We start from the raw sequence: 19,759 nt of genomic DNA on the forward strand, positions 1-19,759 counted from the left end.
CGGCACAGCACGGCCACCACCTGCGTAAACACGAGCCGAACCGAACACAAGCCACCCGTTGACACTTAAACAACAGCGCTGTATGTTTTAGCGCAACCGGCGAGCCCGCGCCTCCGCCGACCGGGCATCCACCCCGGACCGACGAGGGGCCTTCCGCGAAGCCGGCGGACCACACGGCGATTCCCGAATGTCGGGAAAATCGCCACACACCCAATTCGGTGGGCTTTTCCGAAAAGCCGACAGCAGACTTCTTCCTGAATACGAACACGCGGTCGTTCCCGTCGAAGAGACGGGCAGACCCGACGTGAAAGAAGAATCCATGAACGACGTACGAGTCGCCGTCATCGGCGGCGGGATAATCGGTCTCTCGACCGCTCTGGAACTGTTGCGACTGGGTGTCGGAGACGTGACGGTGCTGGAGGCCAAGCACCCCGGCGAGGGTTCCTCCGGCCGGTCCGTGGGGATGGTGGAGACCCAGTACCTCGACACCGCGGACATCGAGGTTCGGGCGTTCGGCCACGCCCGTTTCACCGCCCTCGAACGCGACCACGGTCTCGGCTTCGTCCACGGCGGCTACCTGCGGTTGACCCATGACGAGGCCGACCTGGAGCGGTTCGCGGCCAGCGTCGCCATCCAGGCCGAGTTCGGTGTGCACGACGCGGTCGTGCTCACCCCCGGCGAGATCGCCAGCCGCTGGCCCCAGTTGGTGCTGGACGACCGAGCGGGCGCCCTGTTCGGACCGTCCGACGGCCACGTCGACGGGTACGAGTGCTGCGTGCTGCTGGCCCGGCTGGTGCAACAGGCGGGCGGGCGCGTCCTCACCAACAGCGCCGTGCGCGCCGCGGACGTCGGCCCCCAGGGCGAGCGTGTCCTCACCACGGACAGCGGTGCCGTCCACGCCGACATCGTCGTCAACGCGGCCGGTGGCTGGGCCGGAGTGGTCGGTGAACTGCTCGGGGCTCCCGTTCCGTTGCGGCCACAACTCCACGGGGCGGTGACGATCGAGCTGGAGCGCCCGATGTCGCCCCTGCTGCCGTTCGTCATGGACTACGTGCCGGGTTCCGGCACCGACGGCGTGTACTTCCGGTCGGAACGAGCCGACCAGATGATCGCCGGCCTGCACACCGACGAGGTCATCCACGGCTCCGTGTCGCCCGACGTCCCCCTCGGGCAGGTCTCGCAGGACTTCGTCGAACGGGTCAGCACGCTCATGGCCGTGCGCATGGCCGACTGCGACGGTCTCGCCGTGGGCCGTAGCTGGAACGGCATCTACCCCATGAGCCCCGACCACCGCCCGATCGTCGGCCCGCATCCCGACGCACCCGAGGTCGTCTGCGCGCTCGGCGCGGGCGGCTCGGGCATCCAGCTCTCCCCCGCGATCGCGCGGATGGCGGCCGAGACCGTCGTCGACGGCAGGTCGACCACGTTCTCCACGGACCCCGGCTGGAGCGCTGCCCGGATCAACGACCTCAGCCACTGACGAAGCCACTGACGAAAGGAGCCCGCACCTCATGGCCACCGGACTCAACTACTCCTCGACCTCGCTCGGCGACGAGAAGCTCGACCAGCAGTTCGAGCAGGCTCTCCGCGCCGCTCGCGAGGGCGTCCGCGAACCGCTGCCCCACCTGGTCGCGGGCAAGCCGGTCACGGACGGCGACATCTTCGAACGCACCGATCCCTCCCGGCCCGGAAACGTGGTGGCACTCGCCCGGACTGCGACGAAGCGGGTAGTGGACGAGGCGGTGGACGCCGCGCGGTCCGCGGCCCGTGAGTGGCGAAACCTTCCCTACACCGAGCGCGTCGCGCTGCTGCGCGCGGCGAAGCCGGAGTTCGCCGAGCGGGCGTGCGAGATCGCGGGCGTGATCTCGGCCGAGACCGGCAAGACCCGCGTGGAGGCACTCGCCGAAGCGCAGGAGGCGATCGATCTCGTCGAGCAGTACTGCTCCGAGCTGGAGCGTCATGACGGCCTGGTCACTCCGATGCGTTCGCAGTCCGGCGAGCGCAACACCGACGTCCTGCGGCCCTACGGCGTGTTCGGGGTGATCGCACCGTTCAACTTCCCCGTCGCGCTGTCGGTCAACATGGCCGCGGCGGCGCTCGTGACCGGCAACACCGTGGTCCTCAAGCCGTCCGACAAGACCCCGTTCTCGACCGCGCTCGCCGCCGAGATTCTCGGGCGAGCACTGCCCGAGGGGGTGCTCAACGTCGTCCACGGCGGCGCTGACACGGGGCAGGCCATCGCCGCCTCCTCGGTCGACGGGATCGCGTTCACCGGTTCCGCCGCCGTCGGCTGGAGCCTGGTTCGCACGCTCGGCCAGGGTGCGTGGGCGCGGCCGGTGCTGGCGGAGATGGGCGGCCAGAACCCCGCGATCGTCACCGCGTCCGCCGACCTGGACGCCGCCGCCGAGGGGATCGTGCGTTCGGCCTTCGGCCTTTCCGGGCAGAAGTGCAGCGCGTGCAGGCGGGTCGTCGTCGACCGCGCCGTCCACGACGAGCTTGTGGACAAACTGGTGAGCCGGGCGGAACGACTCGTCGTCGGCGACGCGCTGGACCCCGTGACGAACCTCGGCCCGGTCATCGACGGCGCCATCGCGGCGCGCATCGACGCGGCCCTCGACACCGCGGCCCGCGAGGGCACGGTCCGCACCGGCGGCCGGGTGGCCGGACTGGACGGGAACTTCTTCGCCCCTGTCATCGTGACCGACCTTCCACGCGGCCACGCGCTCACCAGGGACGAGTTGTTCGCGCCGTTTCTGACCGTCACCGCCGTCGACGGTTTCGACGACGCCATCGCCGAGGCCAACGCCGTCGACTACGGCCTGTCGGCGGGCATCTTCACCGCCGACACCGCCGAGCAGGACCGGTTCCTGGACGAGATCGAAGCCGGTGTCGTCTACGTCAACCGCAGGGAGGGCGCCACCACCGGCGCCTGGCCGGGCATCCAGTCGTTCTGCGGGTGGAAGGCCAGCGGCTCCACGGGCAAGGGCGGACTCGGCCCCTGGTACCTCCCCGGCTTCTGCCGCGAACAGAGCCGCACGATCGGCGCTTGAGAACAGGAGTCCCCACGATGTCCACCGAGACTGTCGCTCCGGAGTCGGAGCAAGGCCCGCAACTGGGCAAGGGTCTACGCCAACGCCACGTCACGATGATCTCGCTCGGCGGCATCATCGGCGCGGGCCTGTTCGTCGGCAGCAGCACGGCGATCGCCAACATCGGTCCGGCGGCCACGGTCACCTACGCGCTCGCCGGTCTGATCGTGCTGTTCGTGATGCGGATGATCGGTGAGATGGCCGTCGCCCTTCCCGGGCGCAGCTCCTTCACCGAGTACGTGCGCGCCGGGCTCGGCGATCTCGGCGGCTTCACCGCCGGATGGCTGTACTGGTACTTCTGGGTGATCGTGGTGGCGGTCGAGGCCGTCGCGGGCGCCGAGCTGCTCCAGCGTTGGGTCCCGGCGCCCATGTGGCTCATCGCGCTGGCTCTCGTGATCACGATGACCGTGGTCAACTGCTTCGCCGTCCGCTCGTACGGCGAGTTCGAGTTCTGGTTCGCCTCCATCAAGGTCGCCGCGATCATCGTGTTCATCGCTCTCGGCCTGGGCTACGCCTTCGGCTGGACATCCGACGCGGGCCCCACGTTCGGCAACCTCACCAGCGGCGGCGGGTTCTTCGCGATGGGGCTGGCGGCCGTGTTCGCGGGCGTTCCCACGGTCATCTTCGCCATCTGCGGCGCCGAGATCGCCACCATCGCGGCGGCGGAGTCGGACGAACCCGCCAAGAGCGTGGCTCAGATGACGCGCTCCGTGATCGTCCGGGTGCTCACCTTCTACGTCGGCGCGGTGCTGGTCATCGTGGCCGTCGTGCCGTGGCAGAAGATCGTGTCCGGCCAGTCCCCGTTCGTCGCCGCCATGGACGAGATGAGCATCCCCGCCGCGGGCGACATCATGAACATCATCGTCGTCATCGCGGTGCTGAGCTGCATGAACTCCGGCGTGTACGTCGCGTCCCGAGTACTGTTCGGACTGTCGGTCCGCGGGGACGCGCCCACGATGTTCAGTGGGCTGTCGAAGCGCCGGGTGCCGCTGCGGGCGATCCTCGCCGGAGGCGTGGTCGGCTACGTCGCCGTCGGCGCCGCGATCTTCTCGCCGGACGGGTTGTTCGCGTTCCTCGTCAACGCCTCGGGCGCGATCATGCTGCTCGTGTACCTGCTGATCGGGTTCTCGCAACTCCGGCTGCGCAGGCGACTCGAACGCGAGGGCACGTCACTGTCGCTGAAGATGTGGTTGTTCCCGTGGCTCACCATCGTGGTGATCGGTGCGATCGTCGCGGTGCTCGTCGCCATGGCGTTCCAGTCCGCTCTCGCACCACAGCTCTACGCCAGCCTCGCCAGCGTGGCCGTCGTGCTGGTGGCCTTCGTCCTGCGGCGTCGGCTCGGCAGCCGTTCCCAGTCCAGCACTCGCGTCGGAAGCGGAGAGTGAGGCACCATGCGGATCGCGCCTGACGAGTTGCCCGAGCGGGCGAGGGCCGTGCTGCCCGGCGGCAACACCCGCAGCACCGTGTTCGTGCCCCCGCACCCCCCTTATGCCGTGGCCGGTGAGGGGTGCGTGGTCACCGACGCGCAGGGCCATCGGGTGTACGACTGCAACAACAACTACACCTCGCTTCTGCACGGACACGCACGTCGCGAGATCGTCGAGGTCGCGACGGAGACGCTGGCCAGGGGCTCGGCGTTCGGGCTTCCCACCGAGTCGGAGATCGAACTCGCGGAGCTGTTGCGGGACCGCACCGGACTCACGCGCTGGCGGTTCTGCAACTCGGGCACCGAGGCGGTGATGATGGCCGTCCGGGTCGCCAGAGCTGTGACCGAAAGGTCGCGAATCATCCGGTTCGAGGCCAGCTACCACGGGACCTACGACGGTGTGGTCGCGGCTTCCGCCACCGGTGTTCCGGGGGCGGTGGAGGAGCAGTCGGTGATCCTGCCGCAGGCGGACGGCGCGGCGTTCGACGCCGCCATGCGGCAGCACGGCCACGAGGTCGCCGCGGTGCTGATCGACCTCATGCCGAACAGGGCGGGACTGCGGCCGGTGCCACGTGACTTCGTGGACCACGTCAGGGCCCGCACCCGTGAGTACGGCAGTTTGCTGGTCGTCGACGAGGTGATCACGTTCCGGCTGGGTGTCGGCGGGCTCCGACAGCGCTACGGTGTGGCGGCCGATCTGACCACACTCGGCAAGGTGATCGGTGGCGGCTTCCCCGTCGGCGCGGTCGGCGGTTCCGTGGACGTGATGAAGGCGTTCGACCCGCTCGGCGACGGAGTCGTGAGCTGGGGCGGAACCTTCAGCGCGAACCCGGTGAGCATGCGCGCCGGTGCCACCGCACTACGTCTCTATGGAAAGTCCGAAGTAGACCGGCTCAACGCTTTGGGCGATCGGCTCCGGCAGGAGCTGGCCGACTCGGGGCTTCCGGTCAGCGGGTTCGGATCGCTGATCCGCTTGCTCGTCGACGACCCCACCGTGACGTGGTGGGCCCTGTACCGCGAGGGGGTGCTCGCGGGCACCAACGGGCTGCTCGCGTTGTCCACCGCGATGACCGACGACGACGTCACCGAGATCGGCACGCGGGTGCGGGCCGCCGCGCGCGCGTCCACCTGACACCGGAAGGGGCCACCCGGGCGACCCCGGGTGGTCCCTTCAGCAACGACGATCCGCCCAGTGCCGGCGTCCTCGACACCTCAGTTGTAGATGATGCCTCCGTCGATCATCACCGACTGTCCGGTCATGTAGTCGGAGTCACGCGAAGCCAGGTAGGACACGAACGACGCCACGTCCCGCGGCTCCTCCACCCGGCCCAGCGCGATCGACTCGGAGAACCGTTTGAGAGCCGTGCCGCGTTCCTCACCGGACTGCTCGGTCATCTTCTCGTCGATGAGCTCCCACATCGCCGTGCCGACGATGCCGGGACAGTACGCGTTCACGGTGATGCCGTGTTTGGCCCACTCCTGTGCCGCGACCTGCGTGAGTCCGCGCACGCCCCACTTGGTGACGGAATAGCCGCCGAGCATTTCGAAGCCCTTGTGCGCGGCGATCGAGGCGGCGCCGATGATCTTGCCGCCGGTGCCCTGCTCGATCATCTGCCGAGCGGCGGCCTGGTAGGAGTTGAACACGCCGTAGAGGTTCACCCGGACGAGCGTGTCGAGCTCGTCGAGCGTCATGTCGAGCAGTGGGTTGACCCTCGCGATCCCGGCGTTGGCGACGAAGACGTCCAACTTGCCGAACCGCTCGACGGTGCCCCGCACCAGCGCGTTGACCTGTTCGGGATCGCTGACGTCGACCGTGAGCGCGGTTGACCGCCCACCCGCCTGCTCGATGCCCTGTGCGACGCTCTCCGCCTCCTCTCGCATGGAGTCGAGGTCGGCCACGGCGACAGCGAGGCCGTCTCGCGCCAGCCGTTCGGCGATGCCTCTCCCGATACCGCGAGCCGCTCCGGTCACGATGGCGATGCGTTGGTCACTGCTCGTCATGGGGCAGACCTCCCGAGCGGGTCGTCGCGGGTTGTGTCCCTCTTCCCCTACCCGGTAGGCGAACGCCCCACACGTGAGCGCGAAAACTCCCGTGCGCCGTCGTGAGCCCGCGCCCGCGCGGTGACGTGCCGTCAGCGCGCGGTGCCCGGCACCGCTCACACCATCGTCGACGGCTCCGGTGACGCAGTGTCGCCCACTCGTCTCGCGGTGCTCCGGGAACGGCGAATCAGCCTGGTCGCCACGGCCATCCCCACGCTGCGACCGGGAACCCCTCACCCGGCTCTCCCGCCGTGCGGGCACCGAGGTCCGAGTTCACCGTCCCACCCGGACCTTGTTGGTCTACTAAGGACATTCACCCTGGACGAGAGTCGTGCCCCGGGAGTGATCGCGCGTCCGGCGGGGAACGAACACAACACGAGCAGGCTGCCACCTTCCGGATTCCCGTGACAACATTCACATCGCCGACTGGACCACGCGGCCGGACACGACGCCGTTCCCGCTTCATGAGAGTGACATCACTTCTGCTACTCCGTTCGAGGCAGTGCGGCGACACAGGCACTGCAAAACCTCGTCGATTCCAGACATTTCGCATCGAACGGTGGCGAAGGGCTGGACCTTTACGGAGACTGTCCGGACACAACCGTCTGGTCGGGGAGGATTCATGACGGCACCTGAAACGCAAGAGCCACATACTGAGAGCACGCCGGAGCCGAAGGCCGTCCGCAAGGCCGTCGCCGGCTCGGCGATGGGGAACTGCATCGAGTGGTACGACTTCGGCGTCTTCGGCTTCATGCCGGCGATCCTCGGCCAGGCGTTCTTCAACGCCGGAAGCACGTCGGAGGGCGCACTGGCGACCTTCGCGCTGCTGGCGGTGACCTTCGTGATCCGGCCGTTCGGCAGCTTCGTGCTCGGCCCGCTCGGCGACAAGCTGGGCAGGCAACGGGTGCTGGCTTTGACGGTCCTCCTCATGTCGGGTTCGACGTTCACGATCGGGTTACTGCCGACCTGGAACGAGATCGGTATCTGGGCGGCGATCCTCGTCATCCTTCTGCGCGGTCTGCAAGGCTTCTCCGCGGGCGGCGAGTACGGGGGCGCGGCAACGTTCATCGCCGAGTACGCGCCACCCAAGCGCCGTGGCTTCTTCGGTAGCTGGCTGGAGTTCGGCACCCTCGTGGGCTTCTTCCTCGGTGCCGGCACGGTGACGCTGTGCACGATCGTTCTCGGCGACGCGGCCATGCAGGAGTGGGGTTGGCGTATCCCCTTCCTGATCGCGGGGCCGCTCGGCCTGGTGGGTCTCTGGCTGCGGACGAAGGTCGAGGACACTCCCCTGTTCAAGGACCTCGCTGTCGAGCACAAGGTGGCGAAGTCGCCGCTCAAGGAGCTGCTCACCACCAACTGGAAGTCGATCCTGCACCTGATCGGCCTGGTCATCCTGCTGAACGTCGGCGACTGGATCCTCCTCGGCTACATCGAGACGTACCTGAAGGACCAGCTCGGACTCGAAGGAAACGTTCCGTTGCTGATCATCATGGGCGTCATCCTGGTGATGTTGATCGTGATCGTGCCGATCGGTGCGCTGTCCGACCGGATCGGCCGCAAGCCGCTCCTCATCGCCTGCTGCGCGGGTTTCCTCGCGCTGCCGATCCCGGCGTTCACGCTGATGGGGAACAGCAAGACGGACACCGGCGTCAACGGTCTGATGCTGGCGGGCGGACTCGCCATGATCGGCGCGTGCCTGGTGTTGTTCCTGGCCGTGGTGGCGTCCACGCTGCCGGCGATGTTCCCCACGCAGGTGCGTTACGGCGCCTTCTCGATCGGCTACAACGTCTCGACCGCGGCCTTCGCGGGCACGGCGCCGTACATCGTCGGCTCGCTGGTCGACTCCACCGGCAACACGATGTGGCCCGCGTTCTACCTCATGGGCGCGGCGGCGATCGCAACGGTGCCGGTGTTGCTCCTGCCGGAGACGAACGGCCTTTCACTGCGCGGCGTCGTGAGTTCGCGACAGCCCGTGAGCAAACCCACCACACCGCCTCCTGCCCCGGTCGCGGGGTGAGGTCGGCGCACGAGTACGCGTGAGCCGAGCCCAGCTCTCCCCGAGGACGCGGGGGAGCTGGGCTCGTCGGCGTGTCAGCGCAGAGTGGCGCTCTGGATGCAGAAGTCCCCGCCGAGGGAGTGAATGCCGATCTCCAACGTGCCACCGACACTGACGAAGTCGGCGCCCGGCATGGTCGACGACGCGTAGTCCGGGTTCTGTATCGTCCAATGGTTGGCGAGGGCGACCGCCTCGGCGAATGGGTCCGAGAACGCGCCCACAGCGCTCGTTGGGCACTGCATGGAGTGGAGAGCGGCGACGTCACCCGAGTTCAGGACACCACGGAGCTCGTCCAGATAGCCGACGCTGTGCTGCAGATCCCGCCAGCACCACCCGCTGCTCTGCTTCTCGAGATCGGCGATCGCAGTCACCTCGCCGTTGATGTCGGGCCTCCCCACCGCATCGCCGAAGAGACGTATGTCCACTGTCGCTGTACCGCCGTCTTCCCTCGCGTAACCGGAGAAGTGGGGTTGCGGTTGCCGGAGACCTTCGGCGAACGTCATGAGCGATTCTGTGGCGTCGGGGCACAGCAACGGTGTCACAGCGTTCGACTGACCTGCCTTCAACGCATCCTTGATGCTGTAGCCGAGGTCCTGTGCCGTGCGCTGAACAGTGGTGTGAGCCTCCGTGGCTCGCTCGGATTCGGAGTCGTCGCCGACGAGGAAGCCTGGCGCGACGAATGCCGTGATGACGAAGGTCACCAGAGCCACGACGGCGATGCCCACACCGGCCCACACCCCGGCCTTACCCCCGCTGGGTGGCGGTGGCGGTGGCGGTGGAGGCGCGAAACTCCCGTACGCACCGGGTGGCCCCGCGGCCGGGTACTGCCCGACGTTGTGGGGAGCTGATCCACCGGAGTACTGCCCGTGAAAAGCTGGCCCGGGGTGGGGCGGGTAGGTCATCGCAGGTCCTCTACTCGAACGGTCCGCCACTCGTGTCCGACACGCGCTGGAACGCGTCGACACCGTGGGTATTGTGCCCGAGCGAAACACACCCGGGGTCCGAAACGGGCAGACAGCGTGCGCGGCGTAGCGAGCGACGACGATGCTCACGCTCCCAGGCCCGGTCACCGAAGTCCGAGCGTGTCGGGTTGCGGCCCGCATGCCACCCGAGTCTCGCCGCGCTGCCCGGTCGCCGAAGCGGCGGTAGTTTCGAACCATGCAGCGATCCGCGAGCGGTCTGGTCTTCGCCGCGGGCTCGGCCCTGGCCGCGGCCACGCTCGGCTCGCTCGGCACGGCCAAGGCACCGGACGTCTACCAGCGGCTGGACAAACCACGCTGGGCTCCGCCTACGGGGGTGTTCGGGCCGGTCTGGACCGCGCTGTACACCGTCATCGGCGTCGCCGGGTGGCGGCTGTGGACCCGGCACGCCGGGCGGGCGGCGCTGGGTCTGCATCTCGGGCAACTCGCCCTGAACGCCGCCTGGCCCGCGGCGTTCTTCGCCGCGCGCAACCGCCCACTCTCCCTCGCGCTCGTCGTGGCGCTCGACGGCGCGATCGCCGCGGAGACCGCCACTGCCGCGCCCCGCGATCCGGTGGCCGCCAGCCTGCTCGCCCCGTACCTCGCGTGGAGCCTGTACGCCACCGCCCTCACCGCCGCGGTCCGCGATCCGGACACCGATCCGTCGCGAGGGACGCCCCGTCGGTGGAACCGGTGGCTGCGGCGGACGTGACCCCGCCACCTCACCGGTGTGCGGTAGCGGTCCCTTCCCCGAGCGCGGGACGGAGCCCCTTGGACGGGCCTCACTCAGAGGGGAGTCGTAGCAGCAGTTCAGCGACCTGCACAAGATCGGCACCGCTCACGTCGGGCGCGGTGAAGACATCGCCGTAGCGGCCTTCCAACCGCTCGCACCAACCAGCGAGGCAACCCGCCCGTTTGGCTCCGTGGCAGTCCCAGGCGTGCACTGCGACCAGCGCCATGCTCTCCGGTGAGGTGCCGAGTTCCCTGGCTGCCACCCGGTAGATGGATGGGGCGGGTTTCCAGATACCAGCCTGCTCCGCGGTGATGACGCGGTCCACGTGACGCGCCAGTCCCGCTTGTTCCAGGAACCGTGCCGTGTTCTCCGAGCTACCGACGGTCAAGCAGCCGACCCGCAACCCGGCTTCGGAAAGCAGACGTAGCGCGGGGTCGGCATCGGGGTGTGCGGGTAGCCGGCCGAACCCCTCCAGTACGTAGTCGAGGTCCTCCTCGGTGGCGGTGTTTTCGGTGTCGGTGCGCAACGCCTGCCGCGCCACCGACTCGAACGACGCGAAATCGCCGCTGAGGGTCAACGCCATGGCGTCGCGCTGGAAACGCATGAACCACGGCCGCAACAACTGCGCAGGTTGGCCGATCTCCTCCAGCCGCGCGCGGAGCGGGTCCAGGTCCAACAGGGTTTCGAGTACGTCGAAAGCGACGGCGTGCGGGCGAGCGGGCACGGGACCTCCCTCGGTCGGCGATTCGGCTCCCTCAGCGGGGGAGTATGTCCCGGTTCGTGTGGTGGCAAACGATGCGGAGCAGATGCCAGGGCGCCAGCACCGCGCCGAAGGACCAGCAAGGAAGGTTGCGGCGACGACCCTCGACGACGGAACTCACCGGGCGTGAGATCGCCGACCAGCTTGGTCACGCCAAGGCGTCCATGACGCAGAACGTGTACCTCGGTCGCGGGGTGACGTCGCCTCGTGCGGCGGAGGCGTTGGAGTCGTTCAGGTTGAGTGACCACCGACCCAATTCCGGGGGTAACCCGGGGAAGTGACCGCGGGCCGTCCTGCCGGAAAGACTCTGACCAGCGCGTTTGGTGCCCCCGACGGGACTCGAACCCGCACTGAGTCGATTTTAAGTCGACTGCCTCTGCCGGTTGGGCTACGGGGGCAGGACCTACCTTATGCCCCCGCAGCAACCTACGAGCGCGACGCCCTGGCGAACTCTTCCTTCGGGTTGTTGATCTGCCCGAGCGCGACGGTCTCGCGCTTGAACAGGCCACCCAGCGCCCAGTCGAGCATGATGCGCACCTTGCGGTTGAAGGTCGGCATCGCCTTGACGTGGTAGGCACGGTGGAACAGCCACGCCGGGAAGCCCTTGATCTTCAGCTTCATGGCGTCGGCGACACCCTTGTGGAGGCCGAGACCGGCCACTGCGCCGAGGTTCTTGTGGTAGTAGTCCACCGGCGTGCCGCCCCGGATGACGCGGATGATGTTCTTGGCCATGTGCCGGGCCTGACGCACCGCGTGCTGGGCGTTGGGAGGGCAGGTCGCCGTGGGATCGCTCTCGGTGCGCGACAGGTCGGGCACGGCGGCGACGTCACCGGCCGTCCAGACGTCCGGGTGGCCCACCACCTGCAACGCTGCCGTCGCCTGCAACCTGCCCCGCTTGTCCGTGGGCAGGTCGGAGTTGGCGAGCACCGGGTTCGCCTTCACCCCAGCCGTCCAGATGATCGTGTCGCTGTCGAACTCCGTGCCGTCGGAGAGCACGACGTGGCCGTTCTCGAACGACTTCGCGGCCGTCGACAGGTAGACCTCGATGCCGCGCTTCTCCAGCTGCTCGGCAGTCCAGACGCCGAGGGTCTCGCGCACCTCGGGCAGGATGCGTCCCGCCGCCTCCACGAGCACCCACCGGATGTCCTCCGGTTCGAGGTTCTGGTAGTAGCGGCAGGCGTCGCGGGTCATGTCCTCCAGCTCGGCCAGCGCCTCGATGCCCGCGAACCCGCCACCGACGACGGTGAACGTCAGCAGCCGCTTACGCAGCTCGGGGTCGAGGGTGCTTGCGGCCTCGTCCAGCTTCGTGAGGACGTGGTTGCGCAGGTAGATGGCCTCACCGATGGTCTTGAAGGCGATGCCGTGCTCGGCCAGGCCCGGAATCGGCAGCAAACGGGCCACCGAGCCGAGAGCCACCACGAGGACGTCGTAGTTGAGCTGCTCGACGTGGCCGTCGGGCGCCTCCACCGTGACGGTCTTGTTGTCGTGCTCGATGGAGGTCACGCGCGCGGTGAGGATGTGGCAGCGCCGGAGCACCCTGCGCAGCGGCACGACCACGTGACGTGGCTCGATGGAGCCGGCAGCCGCCTCCGGGAGGAAGGGCTGGTAGGTCATGTGCGGCTGCGGGTCGACGACGGTCACGGACGCCTCGTTGGCCCGCAGCTTCTTCTGCAACCCGAGGGCCGTGTACAGGCCGACGTATCCGCCACCGAGGATCAGGATCCGCGTCGGTTCCGACTTGACTGCCATGACTCCATGGTTGCACCGCTGTATGGAAGGTGTTAGCTACCCCTCCTTGGCTGTGACCAGCGTCGCCACGCTACCCAAACGATTCAGTTGACGTCGATGGGCGACCGGCTGAGGGGGCCAGGAGCAGCGACCGGTTCCCAGCTGCGCGTCCCTGTTCCCGCCACGTTCACGCCGACTGTCGGCCACCGCTGCTATACCTACCGCATGCAGCCGACGAGCCGGGTGTTCCCGGACCCCCCGTACTACGCGGTCGTCTTCACCTCCCGGCTCAGCGGGGACGACGACGGCTACGGCGACACGGCCGAGCGGATGGTGCAGCTCGCCGCGCAACAACCCGGTTTCCTCGGCGTCGACTCCGTACGTGACGGGCTGGGAATCACCGTGTCGTACTGGCGCGACGAGGCCTCGATCGCGGCGTGGCGACAGCACGCCGAACACACGCTCGCCCGCGAGACCGGCAGGAGACGGTGGTACGAGGAGTTCGAGGTCCACGTCGCCGAGGTGAAGCGCCACTACGGCTTCCGCCGCACCCCCGACGTCTCGGACGAGCCCAGCCAGTGACGCGACTTTTCGACAGCACCGACCGCAGCAAGCTGCGCCGTATCAGGCCGACAGTGGCTGGATGCGGGCCAGCGTGTCCGCGAGCGCGCTCTTCTCACGCTCCAGGTCGTATCGCGACTGGAGGTTGAGCCAGAACCGCTCGGACGTCCCGAAAAAGCGCGCCAGCCGCAACGCGGTGTCGGCCGAGATTCCACGCTTGCCGTGCACGATCTCGTTGATACGCCGGGGAGGAACCCCGATCGCGACGGCCAGCCGGTGTTGGGTGACACCGAGCGGCTCCAGGTACTCCTCGGCCAGGACCTCCCCCGGATGCACCGGAGGCACGACGGACTCGTTGGACATCCTCACTCCTTCCTCGACCTCATCCCATCCCCGCCAGTTCCTTCGCCTGCTCCAACACCGACCGCAGCATGGCCGGCGTCAGCTTGCCGGTGAACGTGTTCTGCTGCGACACGTGGTAGCAGCCGAGCAGGTGCAGTGGAGTGGGGCCGTCGAGGGTGACACGGACGTCGTGGCCGAACTTCGGCCTCGGCCGCGGGATCGTCCACCCGGCTTCGGCGAGCACGGGCGGCAACGCCTGCCAGCCGAACGCCCCCAGCACGACCACCGCCTTCAGCGTCGGACGCAGCAGGGCGAGTTCGTCGGCCAGCCAGTGGCGGCACGTGTCGCGTTCGGCGGGTGTCGGTTTGTTCGCGGGCGGCGCGCAGTGCACGGGTGCCGTGATTCGGGTGCCCCGCAGCGTGAGGCCGTCGTCGCGGTGCGTCGCCGTGGGCTGCGAGGCGAGTCCGACGTCGTAGAGCGCCTGGTAGAGAACGTCTCCGGAGCGGTCGCCGGTGAACATGCGGCCCGTGCGGTTTCCGCCGTGCGCGGCCGGAGCGAGTCCCACGATGGCCAGGGCCGCGTCGTCGGGTCCGAAACCGGGCACGGGACGGCCCCAGTAGGTCTGGTCGACGAACGCGGCGCGTTTCGTTCTCGCCACGTGCTCGCGCCACTCCACGAGGCGGGGACACGCACGGCACTCGCTGACGGCGGCATCGAGCTGGTCCAACGACTTCCACGAGACACTCACCGCACCATTGTCCCGTGACATACGTTGGTCGCATGCCAGACAAGATCAGCGAGGACTCGCAAGCCTCCTCGGACGCCAAGGACTCCAAGCCCGCCGAACCGCGCGACGACGTGGTCACCACCCACCACACCCTGTCGCTTCCCGAACGGGAACTCGCCTACACCGCCAGCACGGGCCGCATCGTGCTCCGCAAGGAAGTGCTCAAGGACGGCGCCTTCGACGGGCACAAGCCGAAGGCCGAGGTGTTCCTCACGTCGTACACGCTCGACGGGGCCGACCCAGGTTCACGGCCGGTGACGTTCGCGTTCAACGGGGGCCCCGGCTCGTCGAGCATCTGGCTGCACCTGGGCCTGTTCGGGCCGCGCCGCGTGGTGTCGGGTGACGTCGACAGCCCGGAGCCGCCGCCGTACCGGCTGGCGGACAACGCCGAGACGTTGCTCGCCCACAGCGATCTCGTGTTCATCGACCCGGTTTCCACGGGGTACTCGCGCGCCGTCGAGGGCGAGAAGCCGAAGGACTACCACGGCTTCACCCCCGACGTGGAGGCCGTCGGCGAGGTGATCCGGCTGTGGACGTCGCGTAACGAGCGGTGGCTCTCCCCGAAGTTCGTGGCGGGCGAGTCGTACGGCACCGTGCGCGCCGCCGCGTTGGCCTCCCACCTCCAGCAGCGGCACGGGCTCTACCTCAACGGGCTGCTGCTGATCTCGTCCGTGCTGGACATGGGCACGGTGATGTTCCACGAGGGCAACGACCTGCCCTATTCGCTGTATGTGCCGACGTACGCGGCCATCGCGCACTACCACGGCAAGCACGGCGACCGGCCGTTGGACGAGGTGCTGGCCGAGGCGGAGGAGTTCGCCTCGCGTGACCTGCCGTGGGCGCTGTCGCGCGGCGCGCGGCTGTCGGCCGACGAACGCGCCGACGTGGTCTCCCGCCTCGCTCGCCTCACCGGACTTTCCGAGTCCTATGTAGACCGGGTGGACCTCCGTATCGAGCACGTGCGGTTCTTCACCGAACTGCTGCGCGAGAAGGGTCTGACGACGGGCCGCATGGACGGCCGGTTCACGACGTGGGAGCCCGACGGCGGGCGCGAGCGCATGAGCGACGACGCGTCGGTCTCCCGCATCATCGGCGCGTACTCGGCGGCGTTCAACCACTACGTGCGCAGCGAACTCGGCTACGCCAACGACCTTCCGTACGAGATCCTGTCGCTCGACGTCAACCGCGAATGGTCCTATTCGGACTTCGAGGGTCGGCCGATCTCCGTGGTGGACGACCTGTCGGCCGCCATGCGCGCCAACCCGCACCTGAAGGTGCACGTCGCGTTCGGCTACTACGACGGTGCCACGCCGCACTACGCGGCGGAACACGTCATCGCCCAGCTCCGGGTTCCGGAGGAACTGCGGGCCAACATCGACACGGCCTACTACCCGGCGGGCCACATGATGTACGTCCACGAGCCCTCGCGCGTCCAGCAGTCGCGTGACCTGGCGGAGTTCATCGTGAACAGCTCGAACCGGTAGTACTCGACGCTTCAGGCAGGCGCGGTCGTGGGACCGAAGCAGGAAATTCCCTGTCCCACGACCGCGCCGCCGGGCTTCCGGAGCACCGCGACGTGCTCAAGACCGGTCTGAGCACGCGGTGATCCCGATGCGCGAGCACGTCGATCGAACGACGTCTTCGCCACGTCAGCCGGTGGTGGTGAAACACACCAGGGTGGCGTCCTCGTTGACCAGCAGGGACCAGTACTGGCGGGAATCGTACGCACTCTGCCGACAGTGGTCGGCGTTGGCGTTCGCAGGGGCTTGGTAGACGGCCGAGACGACAAGGACGTAGTCGTACTCCTGCGGGATACGGTCCGCGTCGCAGTCCACGGCGGTGAACGTGCCGAGGGAGGAAACGCCGCCGTTGCCGTCGCCCTCCGCGAGAATGCAGTACCGCGGCACCCACACCCGTTCCAGGCAGAGCGTCGTTTCCCCCGAGTCGCCGTAGTAGCTCCACGAGGTGTGACCGGTTCCCGTACCGCACTCGGCACTACTGCCGACGACCCCCGTGACCTGGACCAACCCACCGTAACTGGAACTGCAGGACACCGGATCGGGCGGCATCGAGTGGCTCCACTCGCTCCCGTGTCCCGTCATGTGGACGGGAAGGCAACTGCCCACCGAAACCGCCTGGAAAGCCTCCTCGGTGGGGTCAGGGGTCGAAGTGGTGGGTGGCGGCGGAGTGTAGACAGGCGTCGACTCCTCCGCTCCCCCGTCGACGTTGACGTCGGGGCCCACGTCGATGTCCGGGCCCACGCCGACGTCGATACCGGCATCGATGTTGGGGCCACCGTCCGAATCCCTGTCGTTCTTACGACTACAGCCGGCCAGTACGACACTCAGCAGCAGCGCGACCACGCACGCCCCTCGCCACCACCGACGTGTTCCGCTCGTGTTCATGGCATCTCCTCAAGAACGGCTGGCCCGATCACGCATGCCGTCCTCGTAGAATGCCGCAGATTCCTCCGGGAATTGCGTCTTTTCGTGTCTTCGCCCCTCCCGTGTCCCGTTTTCCCGAACCCGGCGCCACGACAGCGGCCGAAACCCCGGGCAGCACCTTTGTCGCAGACGGGTGCGGGCATACCGGGAACTGGCGGAACCGGGATGGGTATGTGGGTGCTGGAAGCCTTCGACAGGCAGACCGAAGGACTCGCCTACGAGTTCGAGCTGCCGGAGCTGACGGCCGCCGAGGTACGCGAACCGGTGAACGCCGACCGAGACGATCCGATGCTCGGCGGCTACGCCGTTCCGGTGGACGCGGTGGCCACGCTCCTCGGCGACGTCGATGTCGACGTCGATGTCGACGTCGATGTCGATCCGGCGGAATTTCGACTGGCAGATCGGAGAGTATGCGACCGAGCCGCGTGAATGGCGGGACGGCGGTTACCTGCCACCGCGGTTTCTGCCCGCGTTTCCCGACGCCCGGCCGGTGAAGGCGAGGACCCCGTTGGACGATCGTCAGAGGAGCCGCCGCTTCACCGGCCCTGGCGGGCGTCAGAGGGTGAGCAGCACCTTGGTGGCGCGCCGCTCGTCCATCGCCTTGTAGCCCTCCGCGGCTTGTTCCAGGGGCAAGGTGAGGTCGAAGACCTTGCCCGGGTCGATCCTGCGGTCCCAGATGAGCCGGATCAACTCCGGCAGGAAGCGCCGCACGGGGGCGGGGCCGCCGTGCACGTGGATGTTGGCGAAGAACAGGTCGATCCCGGGGATCGAGACGTCGTGGTTGACGCCGACGAAACCCATGTGCCCGCCCGGGCGAGTCGCGCCGACCGCCTGCATGGTCGCCTCTTGGGTTCCGACGGCCTCGATCACCGAATGCGCCCCGAGCCCTCCGGTGAGTTCCCTGATCCTCGCCACGCCCTCGTCACCGCGCTCGGCGACGATGTCGCTCGCGCCGTAGAACCGGGCCAGCTTCTGCCTCTCGGGGTGGCGGGACATCGCGATGATCCGCTCCGCGCCCAACTGCTTGGCGGCGAGGACGGCCATCAGCCCGACGGCGCCGTCACCGACGACCGCGACCGTCTTGCCGGGACCTGCCTCCGCTGCGACGGCTCCGAACCAGCCGGTGCCGAGCACGTCGGAGGCGGCCAGCAGCGATGGGATCAGTTCCTCGTCCGGCTGCCCCGGCGTGGGCACCAGGGTGCCGTCCGCGTAGGGGATGCGGGCCTTCTCCGCCTGGGTGCCGATCGTCTGCGCCACGAACTCCCGGTGCACGCAGCCGGACTGGTAGCCCGAACGGCAGATCTCGCAGGTGTTGTCGGAGATCACGAACGACCCGACGACGAAGTCCCCGACCTTGACGCTTCTCACCTCGGAGCCGACTTCCTCGACCACACCCACGTACTCGTGTCCCATGACCTGGTGGTCAACGGGCTCGACCCCGCGGTAGGGCCACAGATCCGACCCGCAGACACAGGTCGCGGTCAGCCGGACGACGGCGTCGGTGGGCTCGACGATTCTCGGGTCCTCGCGCTCCTCCACCCGGACGTCACCGGCCGTGTGCATCACTACTCCACGCACTGTGTGGATCTCCTCGTGCTCGTGTCGCCTGTGCTTTCGACTCCGCTCCGATTCGTCGCCGGAGTCGTCTCCCCACCACACAACCGGCTTCGTCGCGGGCGTGGAAGGTCGCGTTCATGGGGGTAGCAGCTCCACCCCCCTCGCCCGCGGTCCGCCGCCTACCGTGGAGAGCGTGAACCAGCGACCCGACAACCGCTCCGAGATCCGGGACTTCCTCGCCACCCGGCGTGCCCGGATCACCCCGGAGCAGGTCGGTCTGCCCACCAGCGGCCGACGCCGGGTTCCGGGGCTGCGGCGCGAGGAGGTCGCGGTCCTCGCGGGCGTGAGCACCGAGTGGTACACGCGGCTGGAGAAGGGCCACATCAGTGGCGTGTCCGAGGACGTCCTCGGCGCGGTCGCCCGCGCGCTACGACTGGACGAGGACGAACGCACCTACCTGTTCGACCTGGCGAGGGCGGCGCAGCCTCCCGGCCGCACGCCCCGCCGCCGCAAGGCCGTCGACGTCCCTCCCCGCGTCCAGTGGCTGCTCGACTCCATGACGCTGTCCGCGGCGTTCGTCACCAACGGCCGTCTGGACATCGTGGCCACGAACGCACTCGCCCGCGCCCTGTTCGCGCCGATGTTCGACAGCCAGACCACGGACGAACGCGGCCGCCCCAACTTCGCCCGCTACTACTTCCTCGACCCCGGCGCCCACCACTTCGTCGCCGACTGGAACAGCGCCGCCGACATCACCGTCGCCCTGCTGCGCGCCGAAGCCGGGCGGTACCCGCGTGACAAGGCACTACGCGAGCTCGTCGGAGAGTTGTCCACGATCAGCACCGAGTTCCGCACTCGCTGGGCCGCCCACGACGTGCGCATCCACCACGGCGGCGTCAAACGCTTCCAGCACCCTGACGCAGGCCCCCTGGAACTCACGTACCAGCCGCTGGACCTGCCCATCTCCGCCCAGGAGGCGCACTCGCTGACCATCTACACGGCGGAACCGGGCACCCCCGACGAAGACCGGCTCAGACTTCTCGCCAGCTGGGCCGTCACCCCTGCCGGACACCGGAACCCGCCCACCACCGGCACTGGCCCCGAGGAGAGGAACTCCGGCACCCACGGCCCCTCCCGCTGAGGTCCGACGCGCAGCCGCCGTACGCCCTGGCCGGAACCGCCGGTGGTGCTGTCGGCCGCTAGCGGTGAGCAGTCGTACCCGCACGCGAATCCAGGTCGGCGTGATCGGGGATGTCACAGGCGGCGACGCCGTGGCG

18 protein-coding genes and 1 tRNA gene are annotated in these 19,759 nt (G+C 68.5%); 10 read left to right on the top strand and 9 right to left on the bottom strand.

Annotated features, from left to right (window positions below; genetic code table 11):
- The first annotated feature begins 319 nt into the window (after positions 1-319).
- From SACCYDRAFT_RS20850 to SACCYDRAFT_RS20865, 4 genes are read left to right on the top strand one after another with little or no spacing between them, the layout of a single operon-like run.
- On the top strand, positions 320-1,480 hold the full coding sequence (locus tag SACCYDRAFT_RS20850; RefSeq protein ID WP_005459192.1) for an NAD(P)/FAD-dependent oxidoreductase: 1,161 nt from the start codon (positions 320-322) through the stop codon (positions 1,478-1,480).
- A gap of 31 nt (positions 1,481-1,511) precedes the next feature.
- Complete coding sequence (locus tag SACCYDRAFT_RS20855; RefSeq protein WP_005459193.1) at positions 1,512-3,050, top strand: aldehyde dehydrogenase family protein; 1,539 nt, start codon at positions 1,512-1,514, stop codon at positions 3,048-3,050.
- A 17-nt stretch (positions 3,051-3,067) separates the two neighbouring features.
- The gene (locus tag SACCYDRAFT_RS20860; protein ID WP_005459194.1) at positions 3,068-4,474 is read left to right on the top strand and encodes an amino acid permease; all 1,407 of its coding nucleotides are present in this window, start codon (positions 3,068-3,070) and stop codon (positions 4,472-4,474) included.
- A gap of 6 nt (positions 4,475-4,480) precedes the next feature.
- Positions 4,481-5,647, top strand: coding sequence for an aspartate aminotransferase family protein (locus tag SACCYDRAFT_RS20865; protein WP_005459195.1), 1,167 nt, complete (start codon positions 4,481-4,483; stop codon positions 5,645-5,647).
- An 80-nt stretch (positions 5,648-5,727) separates the two neighbouring features.
- Here the strand turns inward: SACCYDRAFT_RS20865 and SACCYDRAFT_RS20870 are convergent, their stop codons facing one another.
- Complete coding sequence (locus SACCYDRAFT_RS20870) at positions 5,728-6,516, bottom strand: acetoin reductase (RefSeq protein ID WP_005459197.1); 789 nt, start codon at positions 6,514-6,516, stop codon at positions 5,728-5,730.
- Positions 6,517-7,177: 661 nt separating this feature from the next.
- Here SACCYDRAFT_RS20870 and SACCYDRAFT_RS20875 point away from each other — a divergent pair.
- Complete coding sequence (locus SACCYDRAFT_RS20875) at positions 7,178-8,572, top strand: MFS transporter (protein WP_005459198.1); 1,395 nt, start codon at positions 7,178-7,180, stop codon at positions 8,570-8,572.
- A gap of 74 nt (positions 8,573-8,646) precedes the next feature.
- Here the strand turns inward: SACCYDRAFT_RS20875 and SACCYDRAFT_RS20880 are convergent, their stop codons facing one another.
- A complete protein-coding gene (locus SACCYDRAFT_RS20880; RefSeq protein WP_005459199.1) occupies positions 8,647-9,513 on the bottom strand; it encodes a hypothetical protein in 867 nt (288 codons plus the stop codon).
- A 256-nt stretch (positions 9,514-9,769) separates the two neighbouring features.
- Here SACCYDRAFT_RS20880 and SACCYDRAFT_RS20885 point away from each other — a divergent pair, with 256 nt between their 5' ends.
- Entirely contained in the window at positions 9,770-10,282 is a 513-nt protein-coding gene (locus tag SACCYDRAFT_RS20885; RefSeq protein WP_005459200.1) for a TspO/MBR family protein, read from the top strand.
- A 70-nt stretch (positions 10,283-10,352) separates the two neighbouring features.
- Here the strand turns inward: SACCYDRAFT_RS20885 and SACCYDRAFT_RS20890 are convergent, their stop codons facing one another.
- The 3 genes from SACCYDRAFT_RS20890 to SACCYDRAFT_RS20900 form a co-directional block, all read right to left on the bottom strand.
- On the bottom strand, positions 10,353-11,027 hold the full coding sequence (locus SACCYDRAFT_RS20890; protein WP_005459201.1) for a haloacid dehalogenase type II: 675 nt from the start codon (positions 11,025-11,027) through the stop codon (positions 10,353-10,355).
- Positions 11,028-11,384: 357 nt separating this feature from the next.
- A tRNA-Leu gene (locus SACCYDRAFT_RS20895) sits at positions 11,385-11,461 on the bottom strand.
- 28 nt (positions 11,462-11,489) lie between these two features.
- On the bottom strand, positions 11,490-12,812 hold the full coding sequence (locus tag SACCYDRAFT_RS20900; RefSeq protein ID WP_005459202.1) for an NAD(P)/FAD-dependent oxidoreductase: 1,323 nt from the start codon (positions 12,810-12,812) through the stop codon (positions 11,490-11,492).
- A gap of 204 nt (positions 12,813-13,016) precedes the next feature.
- Here SACCYDRAFT_RS20900 and SACCYDRAFT_RS20905 point away from each other — a divergent pair, with 204 nt between their 5' ends.
- Entirely contained in the window at positions 13,017-13,373 is a 357-nt protein-coding gene (locus SACCYDRAFT_RS20905; protein ID WP_043536756.1) for an antibiotic biosynthesis monooxygenase family protein, read from the top strand.
- Between the two features lie 42 nt (positions 13,374-13,415).
- Here the strand turns inward: SACCYDRAFT_RS20905 and SACCYDRAFT_RS20910 are convergent, their stop codons facing one another.
- Together SACCYDRAFT_RS20910 and SACCYDRAFT_RS20915 are read right to left on the bottom strand one after the other, a co-directional pair.
- Positions 13,416-13,715, bottom strand: a complete 300-nt coding sequence (locus tag SACCYDRAFT_RS20910) for a HigA family addiction module antitoxin (RefSeq protein WP_005459206.1) — start codon at positions 13,713-13,715, stop codon at positions 13,416-13,418.
- 19 nt (positions 13,716-13,734) lie between these two features.
- Positions 13,735-14,442, bottom strand: coding sequence for a uracil-DNA glycosylase (locus SACCYDRAFT_RS20915; RefSeq protein ID WP_043536757.1), 708 nt, complete (start codon positions 14,440-14,442; stop codon positions 13,735-13,737).
- Between the two features lie 32 nt (positions 14,443-14,474).
- On the opposite strand from SACCYDRAFT_RS20915, the gene SACCYDRAFT_RS20920 reads away from it, so the two are divergent.
- Positions 14,475-15,965: a S10 family peptidase gene (locus SACCYDRAFT_RS20920; RefSeq protein WP_005459210.1), complete on the top strand. Its 1,491-nt coding sequence runs from the start codon at positions 14,475-14,477 to the stop codon at positions 15,963-15,965.
- Positions 15,966-16,130: 165 nt separating this feature from the next.
- On the opposite strand, the gene SACCYDRAFT_RS27045 is transcribed toward SACCYDRAFT_RS20920, so the two are convergent.
- Positions 16,131-16,886, bottom strand: coding sequence for a hypothetical protein (locus SACCYDRAFT_RS27045; RefSeq protein WP_005459212.1), 756 nt, complete (start codon positions 16,884-16,886; stop codon positions 16,131-16,133).
- A 204-nt stretch (positions 16,887-17,090) separates the two neighbouring features.
- Between SACCYDRAFT_RS27045 and SACCYDRAFT_RS20930 the strand changes: the two genes are divergently transcribed.
- Positions 17,091-17,354 carry a DUF7683 domain-containing protein gene (locus tag SACCYDRAFT_RS20930; protein WP_005459213.1) on the top strand — a complete coding sequence of 88 codons (264 nt, stop codon included), beginning with the start codon at positions 17,091-17,093 and terminating at the stop codon, positions 17,352-17,354.
- Between the two features lie 126 nt (positions 17,355-17,480).
- On the opposite strand, the gene SACCYDRAFT_RS20935 is transcribed toward SACCYDRAFT_RS20930, so the two are convergent.
- Complete coding sequence (locus SACCYDRAFT_RS20935; protein WP_005459214.1) at positions 17,481-18,488, bottom strand: zinc-dependent alcohol dehydrogenase family protein; 1,008 nt, start codon at positions 18,486-18,488, stop codon at positions 17,481-17,483.
- Between the two features lie 178 nt (positions 18,489-18,666).
- Here SACCYDRAFT_RS20935 and SACCYDRAFT_RS20940 point away from each other — a divergent pair, with 178 nt between their 5' ends.
- A complete protein-coding gene (locus tag SACCYDRAFT_RS20940; RefSeq protein WP_005459215.1) occupies positions 18,667-19,623 on the top strand; it encodes a helix-turn-helix transcriptional regulator in 957 nt (318 codons plus the stop codon).
- Positions 19,624-19,759 lie beyond the last annotated feature (136 nt).

Source organism: Saccharomonospora cyanea NA-134 (genome assembly GCF_000244975.1).
Classification (GTDB): Bacteria; Actinomycetota; Actinomycetes; order Mycobacteriales; family Pseudonocardiaceae; genus Saccharomonospora; species Saccharomonospora cyanea.

What these genes read in the sequence shown, in the direction of transcription:
- SACCYDRAFT_RS20910 (WP_005459206.1), bottom strand. Translation starts at nt 13,715, where the DNA reads ATGTCCAACGAGTCCGTCGTGCCTCCGGTGCATCCGGGGGAGGTCCTG.
- SACCYDRAFT_RS20885 (WP_005459200.1), top strand. Translation starts at nt 9,770, where the DNA reads ATGCAGCGATCCGCGAGCGGTCTGGTCTTCGCCGCGGGCTCGGCCCTG.
- SACCYDRAFT_RS20920 (WP_005459210.1), top strand. Translation starts at nt 14,475, where the DNA reads ATGCCAGACAAGATCAGCGAGGACTCGCAAGCCTCCTCGGACGCCAAG.
- SACCYDRAFT_RS20900 (WP_005459202.1), bottom strand. Translation starts at nt 12,812, where the DNA reads ATGGCAGTCAAGTCGGAACCGACGCGGATCCTGATCCTCGGTGGCGGA.
- SACCYDRAFT_RS20935 (WP_005459214.1), bottom strand. Translation starts at nt 18,488, where the DNA reads ATGCACACGGCCGGTGACGTCCGGGTGGAGGAGCGCGAGGACCCGAGA.
- SACCYDRAFT_RS20905 (WP_043536756.1), top strand. Translation starts at nt 13,017, where the DNA reads ATGCAGCCGACGAGCCGGGTGTTCCCGGACCCCCCGTACTACGCGGTC.
- SACCYDRAFT_RS20930 (WP_005459213.1), top strand. Translation starts at nt 17,091, where the DNA reads ATGGGTATGTGGGTGCTGGAAGCCTTCGACAGGCAGACCGAAGGACTC.
- SACCYDRAFT_RS20855 (WP_005459193.1), top strand. Translation starts at nt 1,512, where the DNA reads ATGGCCACCGGACTCAACTACTCCTCGACCTCGCTCGGCGACGAGAAG.
- SACCYDRAFT_RS20850 (WP_005459192.1), top strand. Translation starts at nt 320, where the DNA reads ATGAACGACGTACGAGTCGCCGTCATCGGCGGCGGGATAATCGGTCTC.
- SACCYDRAFT_RS20860 (WP_005459194.1), top strand. Translation starts at nt 3,068, where the DNA reads ATGTCCACCGAGACTGTCGCTCCGGAGTCGGAGCAAGGCCCGCAACTG.
- SACCYDRAFT_RS20865 (WP_005459195.1), top strand. Translation starts at nt 4,481, where the DNA reads ATGCGGATCGCGCCTGACGAGTTGCCCGAGCGGGCGAGGGCCGTGCTG.
- SACCYDRAFT_RS20870 (WP_005459197.1), bottom strand. Translation starts at nt 6,516, where the DNA reads ATGACGAGCAGTGACCAACGCATCGCCATCGTGACCGGAGCGGCTCGC.
- SACCYDRAFT_RS20880 (WP_005459199.1), bottom strand. Translation starts at nt 9,513, where the DNA reads ATGACCTACCCGCCCCACCCCGGGCCAGCTTTTCACGGGCAGTACTCC.
- SACCYDRAFT_RS20875 (WP_005459198.1), top strand. Translation starts at nt 7,178, where the DNA reads ATGACGGCACCTGAAACGCAAGAGCCACATACTGAGAGCACGCCGGAG.
- SACCYDRAFT_RS27045 (WP_005459212.1), bottom strand. Translation starts at nt 16,886, where the DNA reads ATGAACACGAGCGGAACACGTCGGTGGTGGCGAGGGGCGTGCGTGGTC.